The sequence below is a fragment of the Stenotrophomonas sp. CFBP8980 genome, from assembly GCF_034046095.1.
Lineage (GTDB): Bacteria > Pseudomonadota > Gammaproteobacteria > Xanthomonadales > Xanthomonadaceae > Stenotrophomonas > Stenotrophomonas lacuserhaii.
Genome location: NZ_JAXCXF010000013.1, coordinates 1 through 16,428 on the forward strand (window position 1 = coordinate 1; position 16,428 = coordinate 16,428).

The following is a 16,428-nucleotide window of genomic DNA, read 5'->3' on the forward strand; positions in this document are numbered from 1 at the left end:
TTCCGGCGCGGCGTCGATCGCGGAGTAATCCTTGAACTCGCCACCGAAGCGCTCGGCACCGATCTTGGTCAGTGCGGCGGTCAGCGTGGTCTTGCCGTGATCGACGTGACCGATGGTGCCGACGTTGACGTGCGGCTTGGTGCGCTCGAACTTACCCTTTGCCATTTCTATCTACCTTTTAGTTTCTAAAGTGGTGTGGAGGACCTGAGCTACGCTCAGGCCTTCTTCATGACTTCGTCGGCGATGTTGCTCGGCGCCGGCTCGTAGTGGTCGAATTCCATCGTGAACGTGGCACGGCCCTGGGTCTGCGAACGCAGCGAGGTCGCGTAGCCGAACATTTCACCCAGCGGGATCATCGCGTTGATGATTTCCGCCGAACCGTCACCGGTCACGCTCGAACCCTGCAGCATGCCGCGACGACGGCTGACGTCGCCCATCACGTCACCCTGATAGTCGCTCGGGGTCACGATCTCGACCTTCATGATCGGCTCCAGCAGGACCGGCTTGGCCTTGGAGAAGCCCTGCTTGAAGGCCATCGAGGAGGCCAGCTTGAACGCCATTTCCGAGGAGTCGACGTCGTGGTACGAGCCGAACACCAGCTTGACCTTGACGTCCACGACCGGGAAGCCCGCCAGCGGACCGCTGGTGATGGTTTCGCGCAGGCCCTTTTCGATCGACGGAATGAATTCCTTCGGAATCACGCCACCGGTGATGTCGTTGATGAACAGGAAGTCGTCCTTGATCATCGGACCGATCTTCGGATCGGCACGGTCTTCAGCGGTGATCGGCGACAGCTCGATCACGACGTGACCGTACTGACCCTTACCACCGGACTGCTTGGCGTGCTTGTAGTCCGACTTCACATCCGACATCTGGATGGTTTCGCGGTAAGCCACCTGCGGCTTGCCGACGTTGGCTTCAACGTTGAACTCGCGCTTCATGCGGTCGACGATGATGTCCAGGTGCAGCTCACCCATGCCCGAGATGATCGTCTGGCCGGATTCCTGGTCGGTCTTGACACGGAACGACGGATCTTCCTGGGCCAGGCGGCCGAGGGCGAGACCCATCTTTTCCTGGTCGGACTTGGTCTTCGGTTCGACGGCCATCGAGATGACCGGCTCCGGGAACACCATGCGCTCCAGGATGATCGGGTGTTCCTGCGAGCACAGCGTGTCACCGGTGGTGGTGTCCTTCAGACCCACGGCCGCGGCGATGTCACCGGCCAGCACTTCCTTGATCTCTTCGCGATCGTTGGAGTGCATCTGCAGGATGCGACCGATGCGCTCCTTCTTGCCCTTGACCGAGTTCAGCAGCTGGTCGCCGGCGTTCAGCGTGCCCGAGTAGACACGGAAGAAGGTCAGCGCTCCGACGAACGGATCGGTGATGATCTTGAAGGCCAGCGCCGAGAACGGTGCCTTGTCATCGGACTTGCGGCTCAGGGCGACGGTTTCGTCGTCCACGTCGGTACCGGTCACGTCCGGCACGTCGATCGGCGACGGCAGCAGCTGCACCACGCCGTCCAGCATGGCCTGCACGCCCTTGTTCTTGAACGCCGAACCGCAGTACATCGGCACGATGTCGGTGGCCAGCGTGCGCACGCGCAGGGCCTCGACGATCTCGGCCTCGGTCAGCTCTTCGCCGCCCAGGTACTTTTCCATCATCTCTTCGCTGGCTTCAGCCGCGGCTTCGATCATGTAGGTGCGGGCCTCTTCGGCCTCCGCCTGCATGTCGGCCGGGATGTCCAGGTAGTCGAACTTCATGCCCTGGGAAGCTTCATCCCAGTGGATGGCCTTCATCTTGATGAGGTCGACCACGCCCTTGAAGTTTTCTTCAGCGCCGATCGGCAGCTGCATCGGCACGGCAACGGCACCGAGCTTGGCCTTCAGCTGGCCAACGACCTTGGTGAAGTTGGCACCGGTGCGGTCCATCTTGTTGACGAAGGCAATGCGCGGCACCTTGTACCGGTTGGCCTGGCGCCACACGGTTTCGGACTGCGGCTGGACGCCACCGACGGCGCACAGCACGAACACCGCACCGTCGAGCACGCGCAGCGAGCGCTCCACTTCGATGGTGAAGTCAACGTGCCCGGGGGTGTCGATGATGTTGAAACGGTGCTCCGGCAGGGACTTGTCCATGCCCTTCCAGAACGCGGTGGTGGCAGCGGACTGGATCGTGATGCCACGCTCCTGCTCCTGCTCCATCCAGTCCATGGTGGCAGCGCCGTCGTGCACTTCACCGATCTTGTGGCTCTTGCCGGTGTAGAACAGGATGCGCTCGGACGTGGTGGTCTTGCCGGCATCGATGTGGGCCATGATGCCGAAATTGCGGTAACGCTCGATGGGAGTGGTGCGGGCCACGGGGAGCCTCTCGATTTCTTGGATTTCGGATGGCCGAACGCCGCCTTTCGGCGGCCTTCGGATTGGCGCGACCCTTCCGGGGTCGCGGGGCAGCACTCAGATGGTGCTGCCCTGCCTGTTTTGCAAGGCCGTCAAACTCACCAGCGGTAGTGGGCGAATGCCTTGTTGGCTTCGGCCATACGGTGGGTTTCTTCGCGCTTCTTGATGGCGCCGCCACGGTTTTCCGAGGCATCGATCAGTTCAGCAGCCAGCTTCTTCGGCATGGTGTTCTCGCCACGCTTACGCGCGGAGTCGATCAGCCAACGCATGGCCAGGGCCATCTTGCGCGAGGAACGCACTTCGACCGGCACCTGGTAGGTGGCACCACCGACACGGCGGGACTTGACCTCGACCGACGGCGCAACGTTGTCCAGCGCCTTCTGCACCAGCTCGATCGAGTTGGCGTTCTTTTCGCTGATCACGTCCATCGCACCGTAGACGATCTTCTCGGCCACGGACTTCTTGCCGCTCAGCATCACCATGTTGATGAAGCGGGCGATCGTTTCACTTCCGTGCTTCGGATCGGGCAGGACGGAACGCTGGGGAGTATTACCTTTACGCGACATGTGCTCTCTCCTTATGCCTTCGGACGCTTGGCGCCGTACTTCGAACGGGCCTGGCGACGCTTGGCGACACCGGAGGCATCGAGCGAACCGCGAACAGTGTGGTAACGCACACCCGGCAGATCCTTGACGCGACCGCCGCGGATCAGGACCACGGAGTGCTCCTGCAGGTTGTGGCCTTCACCACCGATGTAGCTGATGACCTCTTCCTGGTTGGTCAGGCGGACCTTTGCAACCTTGCGGAGGGCCGAGTTCGGCTTCTTCGGGGTGGTGGTGTAGACGCGCGTGCAGACGCCACGGCGCTGCGGGCACTTCTCGAGCGCCGGCGAGGCACTCTTGTAGGTGGTAGCTTGCCGCGGCTTGCGGACCAGCTGGTTGATCGTCGCCATCAGTAGGTTCTTCTGATTGGGGCCAGCAGATGCCGGCCAGAGATGCGGAAATGTTAAAGCAGACCATTACTGGCCTGCTGAGACAGACGATTGTAGCAACCTGCCAGAAACGCAGTCAAATGCGCTCCTGTCAAGCCCTTCCTTATCCTGGAAGGTTACGGGGGGGCCTCCGTGTACCCCGTTCAGACTGGTGGGAGAGACCGGAGTCTCCCCTGCCCTTTCACTACCACCGGGCCATTGGCCCGGTGCTGCAACCCGGCAGGCCCGGTCTTTCAACCGGACCGCCTTGCTTACTCGTCGCTGCCCGGAGCCTGTTCGGCTTCGGCAGCGGCTTCGATCACCGGCTCGGCGACAACGGCGGCAGCGGCAACCGGGGTACCGGCCAGCGTCTGCATTTCCGAATCGGTCAGCCCGCTCGCGTTGCGGCGGCGGTTGGCGTGATACGACAGGCCGGTACCGGCCGGAATCAGGCGACCGACGATGACGTTTTCCTTCAGGCCACGCAGGTTGTCCTTGGTGCCGCGGACGGCAGCTTCGGTCAGCACGCGGGTGGTTTCCTGGAAGGATGCCGCCGAGATGAACGACTCGGTGGCCAGCGAGGCCTTGGTGATGCCCAGCAGGACCGGATCGTACTGCGCCGGCAGTTCGCTACGGGCACCGAGGCGTGCATTCTCCTCGATAACGCGCTGACGTTCCACCTGTTCGCCATTCAGGAACTTGCTGTTGCCCTGGTCGGTGATCTCGACCTTGCGCAGCATCTGGCGGGTGATCACCTCGATGTGCTTGTCGTTGATCTTCACGCCCTGCAGGCGGTACACGTCCTGGATTTCCTTGACCAGGTAGGCGGCCAGCGGCTCCACACCCAGCAGGCGCAGGATGTCCTGCGGGCTCGGCTCGCCGTCCACGATGGTCTCGCCCTTGGTCACGTGCTCACCTTCGAACACGATCACCTGGCGGTACTTCGGAATCAGCTCTTCGTGTTCCGAACCATCGGTGTCCTTGATGATCAGGCGCTGCTTGCCCTTGGTGTCCTTGCCGAAGCTGATGATGCCCGAACGCTCGGCCAGCACCGCCGGATCCTTCGGCTTGCGTGCTTCGAACAGATCGGCGACGCGCGGCAGACCACCGGTGATGTCGCGGGTCTTGGACGCTTCCTGCGGGATCTTGGCGACCACGTCACCCACGCCGACGGCGGCGCCGTCCTGCAGGTTGACGATGGAGCGCGGCGGCAGCAGGTACTGGGCCGGCATGTCGGTACCCGGGATCAGCAGGTCGTTGCCCTTGGCGTCGACGATGCGGATCAACGGACGCAGGTCCTTGCCCATCGAGCCGCGACGCTTCGGATCGGTGATCTCGCGCGAGGCCAGGCCGGTCAGTTCGTCGGTCTTCTCGATGACGGTGATGCCGTCGACGAAGTCGATGAAGCGCAGGAAACCAGCGACTTCCGACACGATCGGGTGGTTATGCGGATCCCAGTTGGCCACGGTCTGGCCAGCCTTCACTGCATCGCCGTCCTTGGACGCGATCATCGAGCCGTACGGCAGCTTGTAACGCTCGCGCTCGCGGCCATGGGCATCGAGCACCGAGATTTCGCCCGAGCGCGACACCGCCACCAGCGAACCGTTGGCGTGCTCTACCGACTTCAGGTTGTTGAACTTCACCGAACCGGTGGTCTTGACGGTGATGTTGTCCACTGCTGCCGCACGCGATGCCGCACCACCGATGTGGAACGTACGCATGGTCAGCTGGGTACCCGGCTCACCGATCGACTGAGCGGCGATGACGCCGACCGCTTCACCGATGTTGACGATGTGGCCACGGGCCAGGTCGCGGCCGTAGCAGCGACCGCAGACGCCGAACGCGGAGGCGCAGGAGATCGTCGAACGGACCTTGATGGTCTGCACGCCGGCATCTTCCAGCTTGGCCACCCACGCTTCGTCGAGCAGCGTGTTGCGGGTCACGATCGGATCTTCGTCGTTGCCCGGCAGGAACACGTCCTCGGCCACGACACGACCCAGCACGCGGTCCTTCAACGGCTCCACGACGTCGCCGCCTTCCACGATCGGGGTCATGGTCAGGCCTTCGGTGGTACCGCAATCCACTTCGGTGATCACCACGTCCTGCGCCACGTCCACCAGACGACGGGTCAGGTAACCCGAGTTGGCGGTCTTCAGCGCGGTATCGGCCAGACCCTTACGGGCACCGTGGGTGGAGTTGAAGTACTCCTGCACGTTCAGGCCTTCACGGAAGTTCGCCTTGATGGGCGTTTCGATGATGGAGCCATCCGGACGCGCCATCAGGCCACGCATACCGGCCAGCTGGCGGATCTGCGCCTGCGAACCACGCGCACCGGAGTCGGCCATGATGTACAGCGAGTTCATCGACTTCTGGTCGATGATGTCACCCTTGGAATCGGTGACCTTCTCGGTACCGATGGTGTCCATCATCGCCTTGGCGATGCGCTCGTTGGTGCGCGACCAGATGTCGACCACCTTGTTGTAACGCTCGCCGGCGGTGACCAGGCCCGACTGGTACTGCTCCTGGATTTCCAGCACTTCGGCTTCGGCCTCGGTGAGGATGCCGCGCTTCTCGTCCGGAATCAGCATGTCGTCGATGCCGATCGACACGCCGGCGCGGGTTGCGTAGGCGAAGCCGGTGTACATCAGCTTGTCGGCGAACACGACCGTGTCCTTCAAGCCCAGCTGGCGGTAGCTGGAGTTGATCAGGCGGCTGATGTTCTTCTTGGTCAGCTCGGTGTTGGCCAGCGCGAACGGCAGGCCTTCCGGCAGGATTTCGGCCAGCAGCGCACGACCGATCGTGGTTTCCACGATCGAGGTCTTGTCCTGCTTGTTGCCGTCTTCGTCGGTCACCACTTCGGTGATGCGGACCTTGACGCGTGCGTGCAGTTCCACCACGCGGTTGTCATAGGCGCGCTTGACTTCGGCGATGTTGGCGAAGGCCATGCCCTCGCCCTTCTTGTTCACCAGCGAGCGGGTCATGTAGTACAGACCCAGCACGACGTCCTGCGAGGGCACGATGATCGGCTCGCCGTTGGCCGGCGACAGGATGTTGTTGGTGGACATCATCAGCGCACGCGCTTCCAGCTGGGCTTCCAGCGAGAGCGGCACGTGGACGGCCATCTGGTCACCGTCGAAGTCGGCGTTGAACGCGGTGCAGACCAGCGGATGCAGCTGGATGGCCTTGCCTTCGATCAGCACCGGCTCGAACGCCTGGATGCCCAGGCGGTGCAGGGTCGGCGCACGGTTCAGCATCACCGGATGTTCGCGGATGACCTCTTCCAGGATGTCCCAGACTTCGGCTTCTTCGCGCTCGACCAGCTTCTTGGCGGCCTTGATGGTGGTGGCCAGGCCACGACGCTGCAGCTTGGCGAACACGAACGGCTTGAACAGTTCCAGCGCCATCTTCTTCGGCAGGCCGCACTGGTGCAGGCGCAGGTACGGACCGACCACGATGACCGAACGGCCCGAGTAGTCCACGCGCTTGCCCAGCAGGTTCTGGCGGAAGCGACCCTGCTTGCCCTTGATCATGTCGGCCAGCGACTTCAGCGGGCGCTTGTTGGTGCCGGTGATGGCACGGCCGCGACGGCCGTTGTCCAGCAGCGCATCCACCGATTCCTGCAGCATGCGCTTTTCATTGCGCACGATGATGTCCGGCGCGCTCAGTTCCAGCAGGCGGCGCAGGCGGTTGTTACGGTTGATGACGCGGCGGTACAGGTCGTTCAGGTCGGAGGTCGCGAAGCGGCCACCGTCCAGCGGGACCAGCGGACGCAGGTCCGGCGGCAGCACCGGCAGCACGGTCATCACCATCCACTCCGGACGGTTGCCCGATTCCAGGAAGGCTTCGATCAGCTTGATGCGCTTGGTGAGGCGCTTGAGCTTGGTTTCCGAGCCGGTGGAGGCGATTTCTTCGCGCAGGCGGGTCATTTCCGACTGCAGGTCGATCGTGCGCAGCAGTTCGTACACGGCCTCGGCGCCCATGGCGGCATCGAAGTCGTCGCCGTGTTCCTGGCGTGCGGTCAGGTACTGCTCTTCGGTCAGCAGCTGGCGGCGCTCCAGGGCGGTCAGGCCCGGCTCGGTCACCACGTAGGCTTCGAAGTACAGCACGCGCTCGATGTCACGCAGGGTCATGTCCAGCATCAGGCCGATGCGCGACGGCAGCGACTTGAGGAACCAGATGTGCGCGACCGGCGAGGCCAGGTCGATGTGGCCCATGCGCTCGCGGCGCACCTTGGCCAAGGTCACTTCGGTGCCGCACTTTTCGCAGACCACGCCGCGGTGCTTCATGCGCTTGTACTTGCCGCACAGGCACTCGTAGTCCTTGACCGGTCCGAAGATCGCGGCGCAGAACAGGCCGTCACGCTCGGGCTTGAACGTACGGTAGTTGATGGTTTCCGGCTTCTTCACTTCGCCGAACGACCACGAACGGATCAGGTCGGGCGACGCCAGCGCGATCTTGATCGCGTCGAAATCCAGCGTCTGTCGCTGCTGGTTGAAGAGGTTGAGCAGGTCTTTCATGGTGTTCTCCAGAAGGAGGAATGCGTTGTCGATGGGCTGTCAGGACTAAGCGGCGGCGCTGCTGCCCGGGAGCAGCAGCGCCTGCGCGATCAGTTGTCTTCCAGTTCCATGTTGATGGCCAGCGAACGGATTTCCTTCACCAGCACATTGAAGGATTCCGGCATGCCGGCCACCATCTCGTGCTCGCCGTCGACGATGTTCTTGTACATCTGGTTGCGGCCCTGCACGTCATCGGACTTCACCGTCAGCATTTCCTGCAGGGTGTAGGCCGCGCCGTAGGCTTCCAGCGCCCAGACTTCCATTTCACCGAAGCGCTGGCCGCCGAACTGCGCCTTGCCGCCCAGCGGCTGCTGGGTGACGAGCGAGTACGGACCGGTCGAACGGGCGTGCATCTTGTCGTCGACCAGGTGGTTCAGCTTCAGGTAGTGCATGTAGCCGACGGTGGTGTGGCGATCGAATGCCTCACCGGTACGGCCGTCATACAGCTGGGTCTGGCCGCTGGTCGGCAGGTCCGCCAGTTCCAGCATGCGCTTGATCTCCGCTTCGGTGGCACCGTCGAAGACCGGCGTTGCCATCGGCACGCCGTCGGTCAGGTTGCCGGCCAGGCGCAGCAGCTCTTCATCGCTGAACTGGGTCAGGTCGACGTGGGTGGCCACGTTGTCGCTGTCGTGGTTGTACACCTCGTCCAGGAACACGCGCAGCTGCGCCACGGCGGCCTGGGCTTCCAGCATGCCCTGGATCTTGCGACCCAGGCCCTTGGCGGCCCAGCCCAGGTGGACTTCAAGGATCTGCCCGATGTTCATGCGCGACGGCACGCCCAGCGGGTTCAGCACGATGTCCACGGTCTCGCCCGAAGCCATGTACGGCATGTCTTCGACCGGCACCACGTTGGAGACCACACCCTTGTTGCCGTGGCGGCCTGCCATCTTGTCGCCCGGCTGGATGCGGCGCTTGACGGCCATGAACACCTTGACCATCTTCAGCACGCCCGGGGCGAGGTCGTCGCCGGCGGTGATCTTGCCGCGCTTGTCGGCGAAGCGACGCTCGAATTCCTTCTCGTGCGCCTGGATCTGCTTCTGGGCGCGTTCGATGGCTTCCGAAGCGTCCTCGTCCTTCATGCGCAGCACGAACCAGTCAGCCTTCTTCAGGCCGTCCAGGTAGGCGTCGGTGATGACGTCGCCCTTCTTCAGGTTGGCACCGCCGTTGACCACCTTGCCGACGATCTGCGAACGCAGGCGGGCGTAGATGGCACCTTCGAGGATGCGGTACTGGTCGTCGAAGTCCTTCTTGACGCGCTTGATCTCCGATTCCTCGATCTGGCGCGCACGCTTGTCCTTCTCGATGCCGTCGCGGGTGAAGACCTGCACGTCGATGACGGTGCCGTCCATGCCCGGCGGCACGCGCAGCGAGCTGTCCTTCACGTCCGAAGCCTTCTCGCCGAAGATCGCGCGCAGCAGCTTCTCTTCCGGGGTCAGCTGGCTTTCACCCTTCGGGGTGACCTTGCCGACCAGGATGTCGCCGGCGCGCACTTCGGCACCGATGTACACCACGCCGGATTCGTCCAGGCGGTTCAGCGCCTGCTCGGACACGTTCGGGATGTCGGCGGAGATTTCCTCCGGCCCCAGCTTGGTGTCACGCGCGACGCAGGTCAGCTCTTCGATGTGGATCGTGGTGTAACGATCCTCTTCCACCACGCGCTCGGAGAGCAGGATGGAGTCTTCGAAGTTGTAGCCGTTCCACGGCATGAAGGCGATCAGCATGTTCTGGCCCAGGGCCAGTTCGCCGATGTCGGTGGACGGACCATCGGCCAGCACGTCGCCACGCGCCACCACGTCACCCACGTTCACCAGCGGACGCTGGTTGATGCAGGTGTTCTGGTTGGAACGGGTGTACTTGACCAGGTTGTAGATGTCCACGCCCGCGTCGGTCGCGCCGATGATTTCTTCTTCGACGATCTTGACCACGATGCGTGCGGCATCGACCTGCACCACTTCACCACCACGACGGGCGTTGACGGTGACGCCGGAGTCGCGTGCCACGGCACGTTCGATACCGGTACCCACCAGCGGCTTCTGCGCACGCAGGGTCGGCACGGCCTGGCGCTGCATGTTGGCGCCCATCAGTGCACGGTTGGCGTCATCGTGTTCCAGGAACGGAACCAGCGCCGCGGCGACCGACACGGTCTGCATCGGCGAGACGTCCATGAAGTGCACTTCCGCCGGCGGCTTCAGCAGCGATTCGCCCTGGAAGCGGCACGGCACGAACTGTTCGGTCAGCACGCTGTCGGCATTGGTCAGGGCGTTGGCCTGGGCAATGACGTACTCGTTTTCTTCGATGGCCGACAGGAACTCGACTTCGTCGAAGACCTTGCCGTCCACGACCTTGCGGTACGGGGTTTCAAGGAAACCGTACTCATTGGTGCGGGCGTACACGGCCAGCGAGTTGATCAGGCCGATGTTCGGGCCTTCCGGCGTTTCGATGGTGCAGACGCGGCCGTAATGGGTCGGGTGCACGTCGCGCACTTCGAAGCCGGCGCGTTCGCGGGTCAGGCCGCCCGGGCCCAGGGCCGAGACGCGACGCTTGTGCGTGACTTCCGACAGCGGGTTGTTCTGATCCATGAACTGCGACAGCTGCGAGGAGCCGAAGAATTCCTTGATCGCCGCAGCCACCGGCTTGGCGTTGATCAGTTCCTGCGGGGTCAGGCCTTCGGATTCGGCCATCGACAGGCGTTCCTTGACCGCGCGCTCGACGCGGACCAGGCCCACGCGGAACACGTTCTCGGCCATTTCACCGACCGAACGCACGCGACGGTTGCCCAGGTGGTCGATGTCATCGACGACGCCACGGCCGTTGCGGATCTCGGTCAGGACCTTGATCACGTCCAGGATGTCGGACGACTCGCCATGCGCGGCGACCAGGCGCTTGGACTCTTCGTCATTGCGCTCGCCGTAGTACTTGCGGTCGTACAGCACGGCTTCGCCGGTGGTTTCCTTGCGGCCCACGCGACGGTTGAACTTCATCCGGCCGACCGTGGACAGGTCGTAACGCTCGAAGGTGAAGAACAGGTTGTGGAACAGGTTCTGCGCGGCGTCCTTGGTCGGCGGCTCGCCCGGACGCATCATGCGGTAGATCTCGACCAGCGCTTCCAGCTGGGTCTTGGTCGGATCGATGCGCAGGGTGTTGGACAGGTACGGACCACGATCGAGATCGTTCACCCACAGGGTGCCCACCGCGTCCACGCCCGCCTTGCGGAAGGCCTGCAGCTGGTCGTCGGTGATTTCGTCGTTGGCCTGCGCCAGCAGTTCGCCGGTGGCCGAATCGACCACATCGTGCGACAGGATGCGGCCGACGATGTAATCGTCCGGCACGGCCAGGGCGGCGATACCCGAGGCTTCCAGCTGCTTGACGTGGCGCGCGGTGATGCGCTTGCCGGCTTCCACGATGACCTTGTCACCGTCGGCCAGGTCGAAGCCCAGGGTTTCACCACGCAGGCGCTCGGCGACCAGCTCCAGCTGCACGCCTTCGTCGGGGTTGATGTGGAACGTATTGATCTCGAAGAACTCGGCCAGCATCTCTTCGTTGCTGTAGCCAAGCGCGCGCAGCAGGATCGACACCGGCAGCTTGCGACGGCGATCGATACGGGTGAACAGCGCGTCCTTCGGGTCGAACTCGAAGTCCAGCCAGGAACCGCGGTACGGGATGATGCGGGCGCTGTACAGGAGCTTGCCCGAGCTGTGGGTCTTGCCACGGTCGTGGTCGAAGAACACACCCGGCGAGCGGTGCAGCTGGGAGACGATGACGCGCTCGGTGCCGTTGACGATGAAGGTACCGTTCTCGGTCATCAGCGGGATCTCGCCGAGGTAGACCTCCTGCTCCTTCACGTACTTGATGGCCTTGGTCGACGACTCACGGTCGTAGATCACCAGGCGCACGGTCACGCGCAACGGCGCGCCGTAGCTCATGCCACGCTGGCGGCACTCGCGCTCGTCGAACACCGGTTCGCCCAGCTTGTAGCCGACGTATTCCAGCGCGGCATTGCCGCTGTAGCTGGAGATGGGGAAGACGGACTTCAGTGCGGCGTGCAGGCCGTGGTCCGTGCGCTTGGCCGGATCGACGTTTTCCTGCAGGAACTCGCGGTAGGAATCCACCTGGATGGCGAGCAGGAACGGCACTTCGAGAATCGCGCGCGACTTGGCGAAATCCTTGCGGATGCGCTTCTTCTCGGTGAACGAATAGGACGTCATGAGATCTTCCACCTTGTTGTGCGGGGCGTGCGTCCACGACCCAAAAGGAAACTTGAAATTGTCAGTTGGAAGTCGCTGGTATTGCCGGCACCAGCACGCCTTCTATTGCTACTTCCAACTGCCAACTTGACTGCATCTGCTTGACCGCCGCCGCGCTTGGCGCTGGCCGGACGGGCCTTTTCCTGCAGCCCGCGTTGGGCTTTTTTCAACGATGTTCGGGGTACCGCATGAAACGACCAAAGGCCGGGGGCTTTACGCCCCCAGCCTTGGCTGCATCGCCGGAAATCGATGGCGACGCAAGGGATCTGCTTACTTGACTTCGACAGTCGCGCCAGCAGCTTCCAGGTCCTTCTTGATCTTCTCGGCTTCGTCCTTCGACGCGCCTTCCTTCACGACGCCGCCGGCTTCGGTCAGGTCCTTCGCTTCCTTCAGGCCCAGGCCGGTGATGGCGCGGACGGCCTTGATCACTTCGACCTTCTTGTCGCCCGGCGACTTCAGGGTCACGGTGAATTCGGTCTGCTCTTCAACAGCGGCAGCCGGGCCAGCGGCAGCAGCCACGGCGACCGGAGCAGCGGCGGAAACGCCGAACTTCTCTTCGATGGCCTTGACCAGCTCCATCACTTCCATCAGGGACTTCGAGGCGATGGCTTCGACGATCTGTTCGTTGGAAAGGGACATTTTGATTACCTTTGAATGATTTTCTGGATTGAGGTTCCGTCAGGAACCACGGTAGGTCGAAACTCAGGCGGTCTCGGCGACCGGCTCAGCAGCAGCAGCGGCTTCGCCACCACCCAGCTGATCCGCCAGTGCCTTGTTGGCGCGCGCGAACATCGTGACCGGCTCGGTCAGGACGCGTGCCAGCATTGCCAGGGCCTGGTCGAGGGTCGGCAGCGAGGCCAACACGTCAACGTGGCTTGCCGGGAACACTTCGCCACCAATGGCGACAACCTTGGGCTGCAGCTTATCGTTGCCCTTGGCGAATTCCTTGATCAGGCGACCGGCGGCGCCGGGCTCCTCGAGCGAGAACGCATACAGCAGCGGACCGACCAGCTTGTCCTGTGCACATGCGAATTCGGTGCCTTCAACGGCACGCGAAGCCAGGGTGTTCTTGACAACTTTCAAGAAAACGCCGGTTTCACGAGCCTGCTTGCGCATCGCGGTCATCTGGGAGACCGTGGTGCCAGCGTATTCGGCTGCGATCAAGGAGTGGGCCTTGGCGGCGATGTCTGCCAGCTCCGCGACTACTTCTTGCTTCTGGGACAGATTGAGAGCCATTGCACTCCTCCGATTGAACTCCGCTTACGGCTCCTGCCGTTTGCGGTCCTGGGCGGCGTCCTTCCTGGACACCGGGAACATCGGGTTGATGTTCCGGGGGGTGGGCCGTTCCAGACCTGGACTCAACCTGGGGCCACCCAGGATTGCGTGAACCAGAAAAACTCCAGAAGGGCACCATCTACGCAGGGTGATCCGGATGGATCGATTAAGCGTTCGTGACTGCTCCGGCGGCGACTCCCTGCCAAATCGAGCTTCCGTGCCCGTCGCCGGCATGCCACGACCGCACCTGCGGTCTTTGACGGCTGCCACCGGCGATGCCCTGCCGGCGGTTGCCTTCAAATGGGACGGATGCAGGACCCAAGGGCCCCACATCCGCTTCAAACGATTACTTCAGGGTCAGGGTCGACTGGTCGACAGTGACGCCCGGGCCCATCGTCGAGCTGACCGACACCTTCTGCAGGTACAGGCCCTTCGAGGTGGCCGGCTTGGCCTTGATCAGGTCCAGCAGCAGCGCCTGCAGGTTCGACTTCAGCGCTTCGTCTTCGAAGCTGGCCTTGCCGATGGTGCAGTGGATGATGCCGGCCTTGTCGGTGCGGTAACGCACCTGACCCGACTTGGCGTTCTTGACGGCTTCACCCGGGTTGGCCGAGACGGTGCCGACCTTCGGGTTCGGCATCAGGCCGCGCGGGCCGAGCACGGTGCCCAGCTTACCCACGACGCGCATCGCGTCCGGGGTCGCGATCACGACGTCATAGTTCAGATCACCGGCCTGCATCTTCTCGGCCAGGTCGTCCATGCCGACGGCTTCGGCGCCAGCGGCCAGGGCTTCGTCAGCCTTGGCACCAGCCGGTGCGAACACCGCAACGCGGACCGACTTGCCGGTACCGGCCGGCAGCACGGTGGAACCGCGCACCTGCTGGTCGGACTTCTTGGCGTCCACGCCCAGGCGCACAGCCACGTCGATCGACTCGACGAACTTGGCGCTGGCGGTGGTCTTCAGGATCTTGATCGCGTCTTCGAAGCCATACGACTTGCCCGGGACGACGGCGGCCTTCAGGGCCTTTTCACGCTTGTTCAGTGCCATGTTATTAGCCCTCCACCACGATGCCGATAGAACGGGCCGAGCCGGCGATGGTACGCACGGCGGCGTCCAGGTCAGCGGCGGTCAGGTCGGGTTCCTTCGCCTTGGCGATCTCTTCCAGCTGCTTGCGGGTGACCTTGCCGACCTTCTCGGTGTTCGGGCGCTTGGAGCCCGACGAGATGCCAGCAGCCTTCTTCAGCAGGGTGGTCGCCGGGGTGCTCTTGGTGATGAAGGTGAACGTACGGTCCGAATAGGCCGTGATGATCACCGGAACCGGCAGACCCGGCTCGAGCTTCTGCGTGGCGGCATTGAAGGCCTTGCAGAATTCCATGATGTTCAGGCCGCGCTGACCCAGCGCAGGACCGACCGGCGGCGAGGGGTTGGCCTGACCGGCCTTCACCTGCAGCTTGATGTAACCGACAACTTTCTTTGCCATGAGTATGCTCTCCGGGTGCTAGCGCCTTACGACAACAGGCTCCCCATCGGACCGGGAATCACGCGTCCCGGCATCGCGTTTTTGAATACACGCCGAAGGCCACCTTTCGGCGGCCTTCACTTTTGCCAGTTCCCTGGCAGGAAGCCGGGCACTATACCAGCCCTGCCCGGCAGTGTCGAGCGCACTCGACAGACCGGGATATCAGCCGGTGGCCTTCTCGACCTGGCCGAACTCGAGCTCGACCGGGGTGGCGCGACCGAAGATCAGCACCGAGACGCGCAGGCGGCTCTTCTCGTAATTGACTTCTTCCACGACGCCATTGAAGTCGTTGAACGGGCCGTCGGTGACGCGGACCATCTGGCCGGGCTCGAACAGCACCTTCGGACGCGGCTTCTCGATACCGTCCTGCACCCGGTTCAGGATGGCCTCGGCCTCCGAATCGGCGATCGGCAGCGGACGATCGGCGGTACCGCCGATGAAGCCCAGCACGCGGGAGGTGTCCTTCACCAGATGCCAGCTTTCGCTGTCGATGCGCGGAATGCCACCTTCTTCGTGGGTCTCGATCTGGACCAGCACGTAGCCGGGAAAGAACTTCCGTTCGGAGCGGCGCTTCTGGCCAGCGCGCATCTCGACCACTTCTTCGGTCGGGACCAGCACATCGCCAAACAGCTCCTGCTTTTCTTCACGAACGATGCGATCGCGCAACGCCTGCGCAACCGACTTCTCGAAGCCTGAATAGGCGTGAACAACGTACCAGCGCTTCATGGGTATCTCCTTACCGGCCCAGGAACCACTGGGTCAGTTTCTGAATGACGAAGTCGAATCCACCCAGCAGCAGGCTGAGGATGATCACAACCACGATTACGACCCAGGTCATCCGGATGGCTTCCTGGCGCGTCGGCCAGACCACTTTGCGCAGCTCGAAGCGCGACTCGGACAGGAACTCGCGGGTATCGCGACCCTTCCCGGTCAGCATGAAAACGGCAATACCGCCCGCCAGGCCGACAATGACGGCAAGCGCGCGGATCTGAGCGGTCCAGGCACCCAACTGGGCGGCGCGGCCGGAGTCTGCGGAGAACCAGAACCACACGAACAGTCCGGCCAGCACCAACAGGGCTGCGGCGACGTACTTGACGAGGTCTCCACCAGAAGTGGACGTATCCTTGGAGTGTTCGATCTTGCTGTTCATCCGGCTCGGGCTGCTTTAGCGGCGGACCGCTGGTTAGGAAGGCAGATGGCACGCCAGGAGGGACTCGAACCCCCAACCTGCGGTTTTGGAGACCGCTGCTCTGCCAATTGAGCTACTGGCGTACGTTATAAACTTTGCCTTGCCTTAGACGGCGAAGGCGGACCGAGGTTCCCGGCCCGCCACTCGCGCGACCGGCAGCTTTACAAAAACCGCCGGTAGTGCAGATTACTTGATGATCTTGGAGACCACGCCGGCGCCGACGGTACGACCGCCTTCGCGGATGGCGAAGCGCAGGCCTTCGTCCATGGCGACCGGGTTGA

The 16,428-nt window shown here is 63.1% G+C and carries 13 protein-coding genes and 1 tRNA gene; all 14 read right to left on the bottom strand.

Annotated elements, in window-relative coordinates:
• Positions 1-165: GTP-binding protein (locus SOM47_RS17510; protein WP_320506280.1), on the bottom strand; the 165-nt coding region annotated here is incomplete at its 3' end.
• A 50-nt stretch (positions 166-215) separates the two neighbouring features.
• Positions 216-2,357 (bottom strand): elongation factor G, encoded by a 2,142-nt coding sequence (gene fusA, locus SOM47_RS17515; RefSeq protein WP_042615314.1) that lies wholly within the window; start codon positions 2,355-2,357, stop codon positions 216-218.
• A gap of 137 nt (positions 2,358-2,494) precedes the next feature.
• Positions 2,495-2,962, bottom strand: a complete 468-nt coding sequence (gene rpsG / locus SOM47_RS17520; protein ID WP_042615315.1) for a 30S ribosomal protein S7 — start codon at positions 2,960-2,962, stop codon at positions 2,495-2,497.
• A gap of 11 nt (positions 2,963-2,973) precedes the next feature.
• Positions 2,974-3,348 carry a 30S ribosomal protein S12 gene (gene rpsL, locus SOM47_RS17525; RefSeq protein WP_042615316.1) on the bottom strand — a complete coding sequence of 125 codons (375 nt, stop codon included), beginning with the start codon at positions 3,346-3,348 and terminating at the stop codon, positions 2,974-2,976.
• 290 nt (positions 3,349-3,638) lie between these two features.
• Positions 3,639-7,883: a DNA-directed RNA polymerase subunit beta' gene (gene rpoC, locus SOM47_RS17530; RefSeq protein WP_042615317.1), complete on the bottom strand. Its 4,245-nt coding sequence runs from the start codon at positions 7,881-7,883 to the stop codon at positions 3,639-3,641.
• Positions 7,884-7,972: 89 nt separating this feature from the next.
• Complete coding sequence (gene rpoB / locus SOM47_RS17535) at positions 7,973-12,127, bottom strand: DNA-directed RNA polymerase subunit beta (protein ID WP_042615318.1); 4,155 nt, start codon at positions 12,125-12,127, stop codon at positions 7,973-7,975.
• 309 nt (positions 12,128-12,436) lie between these two features.
• Positions 12,437-12,805: a 50S ribosomal protein L7/L12 gene (gene rplL, locus SOM47_RS17540; protein ID WP_042615319.1), complete on the bottom strand. Its 369-nt coding sequence runs from the start codon at positions 12,803-12,805 to the stop codon at positions 12,437-12,439.
• Positions 12,806-12,868: 63 nt separating this feature from the next.
• Positions 12,869-13,402: a 50S ribosomal protein L10 gene (rplJ, locus tag SOM47_RS17545; RefSeq protein WP_042615320.1), complete on the bottom strand. Its 534-nt coding sequence runs from the start codon at positions 13,400-13,402 to the stop codon at positions 12,869-12,871.
• Positions 13,403-13,787: 385 nt separating this feature from the next.
• Entirely contained in the window at positions 13,788-14,486 is a 699-nt protein-coding gene (gene rplA, locus SOM47_RS17550; RefSeq protein WP_042615321.1) for a 50S ribosomal protein L1, read from the bottom strand.
• Between the two features lie 4 nt (positions 14,487-14,490).
• Positions 14,491-14,919 carry a 50S ribosomal protein L11 gene (gene rplK / locus SOM47_RS17555; protein ID WP_042615322.1) on the bottom strand — a complete coding sequence of 143 codons (429 nt, stop codon included), beginning with the start codon at positions 14,917-14,919 and terminating at the stop codon, positions 14,491-14,493.
• Positions 14,920-15,120: 201 nt separating this feature from the next.
• The gene (gene nusG, locus SOM47_RS17560) at positions 15,121-15,684 is read right to left on the bottom strand and encodes a transcription termination/antitermination protein NusG (protein WP_042615323.1); all 564 of its coding nucleotides are present in this window, start codon (positions 15,682-15,684) and stop codon (positions 15,121-15,123) included.
• Positions 15,685-15,694: 10 nt separating this feature from the next.
• On the bottom strand, positions 15,695-16,108 hold the full coding sequence (gene secE, locus SOM47_RS17565; protein WP_042615324.1) for a preprotein translocase subunit SecE: 414 nt from the start codon (positions 16,106-16,108) through the stop codon (positions 15,695-15,697).
• 46 nt (positions 16,109-16,154) lie between these two features.
• Positions 16,155-16,230 (bottom strand) — tRNA-Trp (locus SOM47_RS17570).
• A gap of 103 nt (positions 16,231-16,333) precedes the next feature.
• Positions 16,334-16,428 (bottom strand): EF-Tu C-terminal domain-related protein (locus tag SOM47_RS17575; protein WP_484606927.1); only part of this gene is annotated, 95 nt, incomplete at its 5' end.

What these genes read in the sequence shown, in the direction of transcription:
- rplK (WP_042615322.1), bottom strand. Translation starts at nt 14,919, where the DNA reads ATGGCAAAGAAAGTTGTCGGTTACATCAAGCTGCAGGTGAAGGCCGGT.
- rpsL (WP_042615316.1), bottom strand. Translation starts at nt 3,348, where the DNA reads ATGGCGACGATCAACCAGCTGGTCCGCAAGCCGCGGCAAGCTACCACC.
- rplJ (WP_042615320.1), bottom strand. Translation starts at nt 13,402, where the DNA reads ATGGCTCTCAATCTGTCCCAGAAGCAAGAAGTAGTCGCGGAGCTGGCA.
- rplA (WP_042615321.1), bottom strand. Translation starts at nt 14,486, where the DNA reads ATGGCACTGAACAAGCGTGAAAAGGCCCTGAAGGCCGCCGTCGTCCCG.
- nusG (WP_042615323.1), bottom strand. Translation starts at nt 15,684, where the DNA reads ATGAAGCGCTGGTACGTTGTTCACGCCTATTCAGGCTTCGAGAAGTCG.
- secE (WP_042615324.1), bottom strand. Translation starts at nt 16,108, where the DNA reads ATGAACAGCAAGATCGAACACTCCAAGGATACGTCCACTTCTGGTGGA.
- rplL (WP_042615319.1), bottom strand. Translation starts at nt 12,805, where the DNA reads ATGTCCCTTTCCAACGAACAGATCGTCGAAGCCATCGCCTCGAAGTCC.
- rpoC (WP_042615317.1), bottom strand. Translation starts at nt 7,883, where the DNA reads ATGAAAGACCTGCTCAACCTCTTCAACCAGCAGCGACAGACGCTGGAT.
- rpsG (WP_042615315.1), bottom strand. Translation starts at nt 2,962, where the DNA reads ATGTCGCGTAAAGGTAATACTCCCCAGCGTTCCGTCCTGCCCGATCCG.
- rpoB (WP_042615318.1), bottom strand. Translation starts at nt 12,127, where the DNA reads ATGACGTCCTATTCGTTCACCGAGAAGAAGCGCATCCGCAAGGATTTC.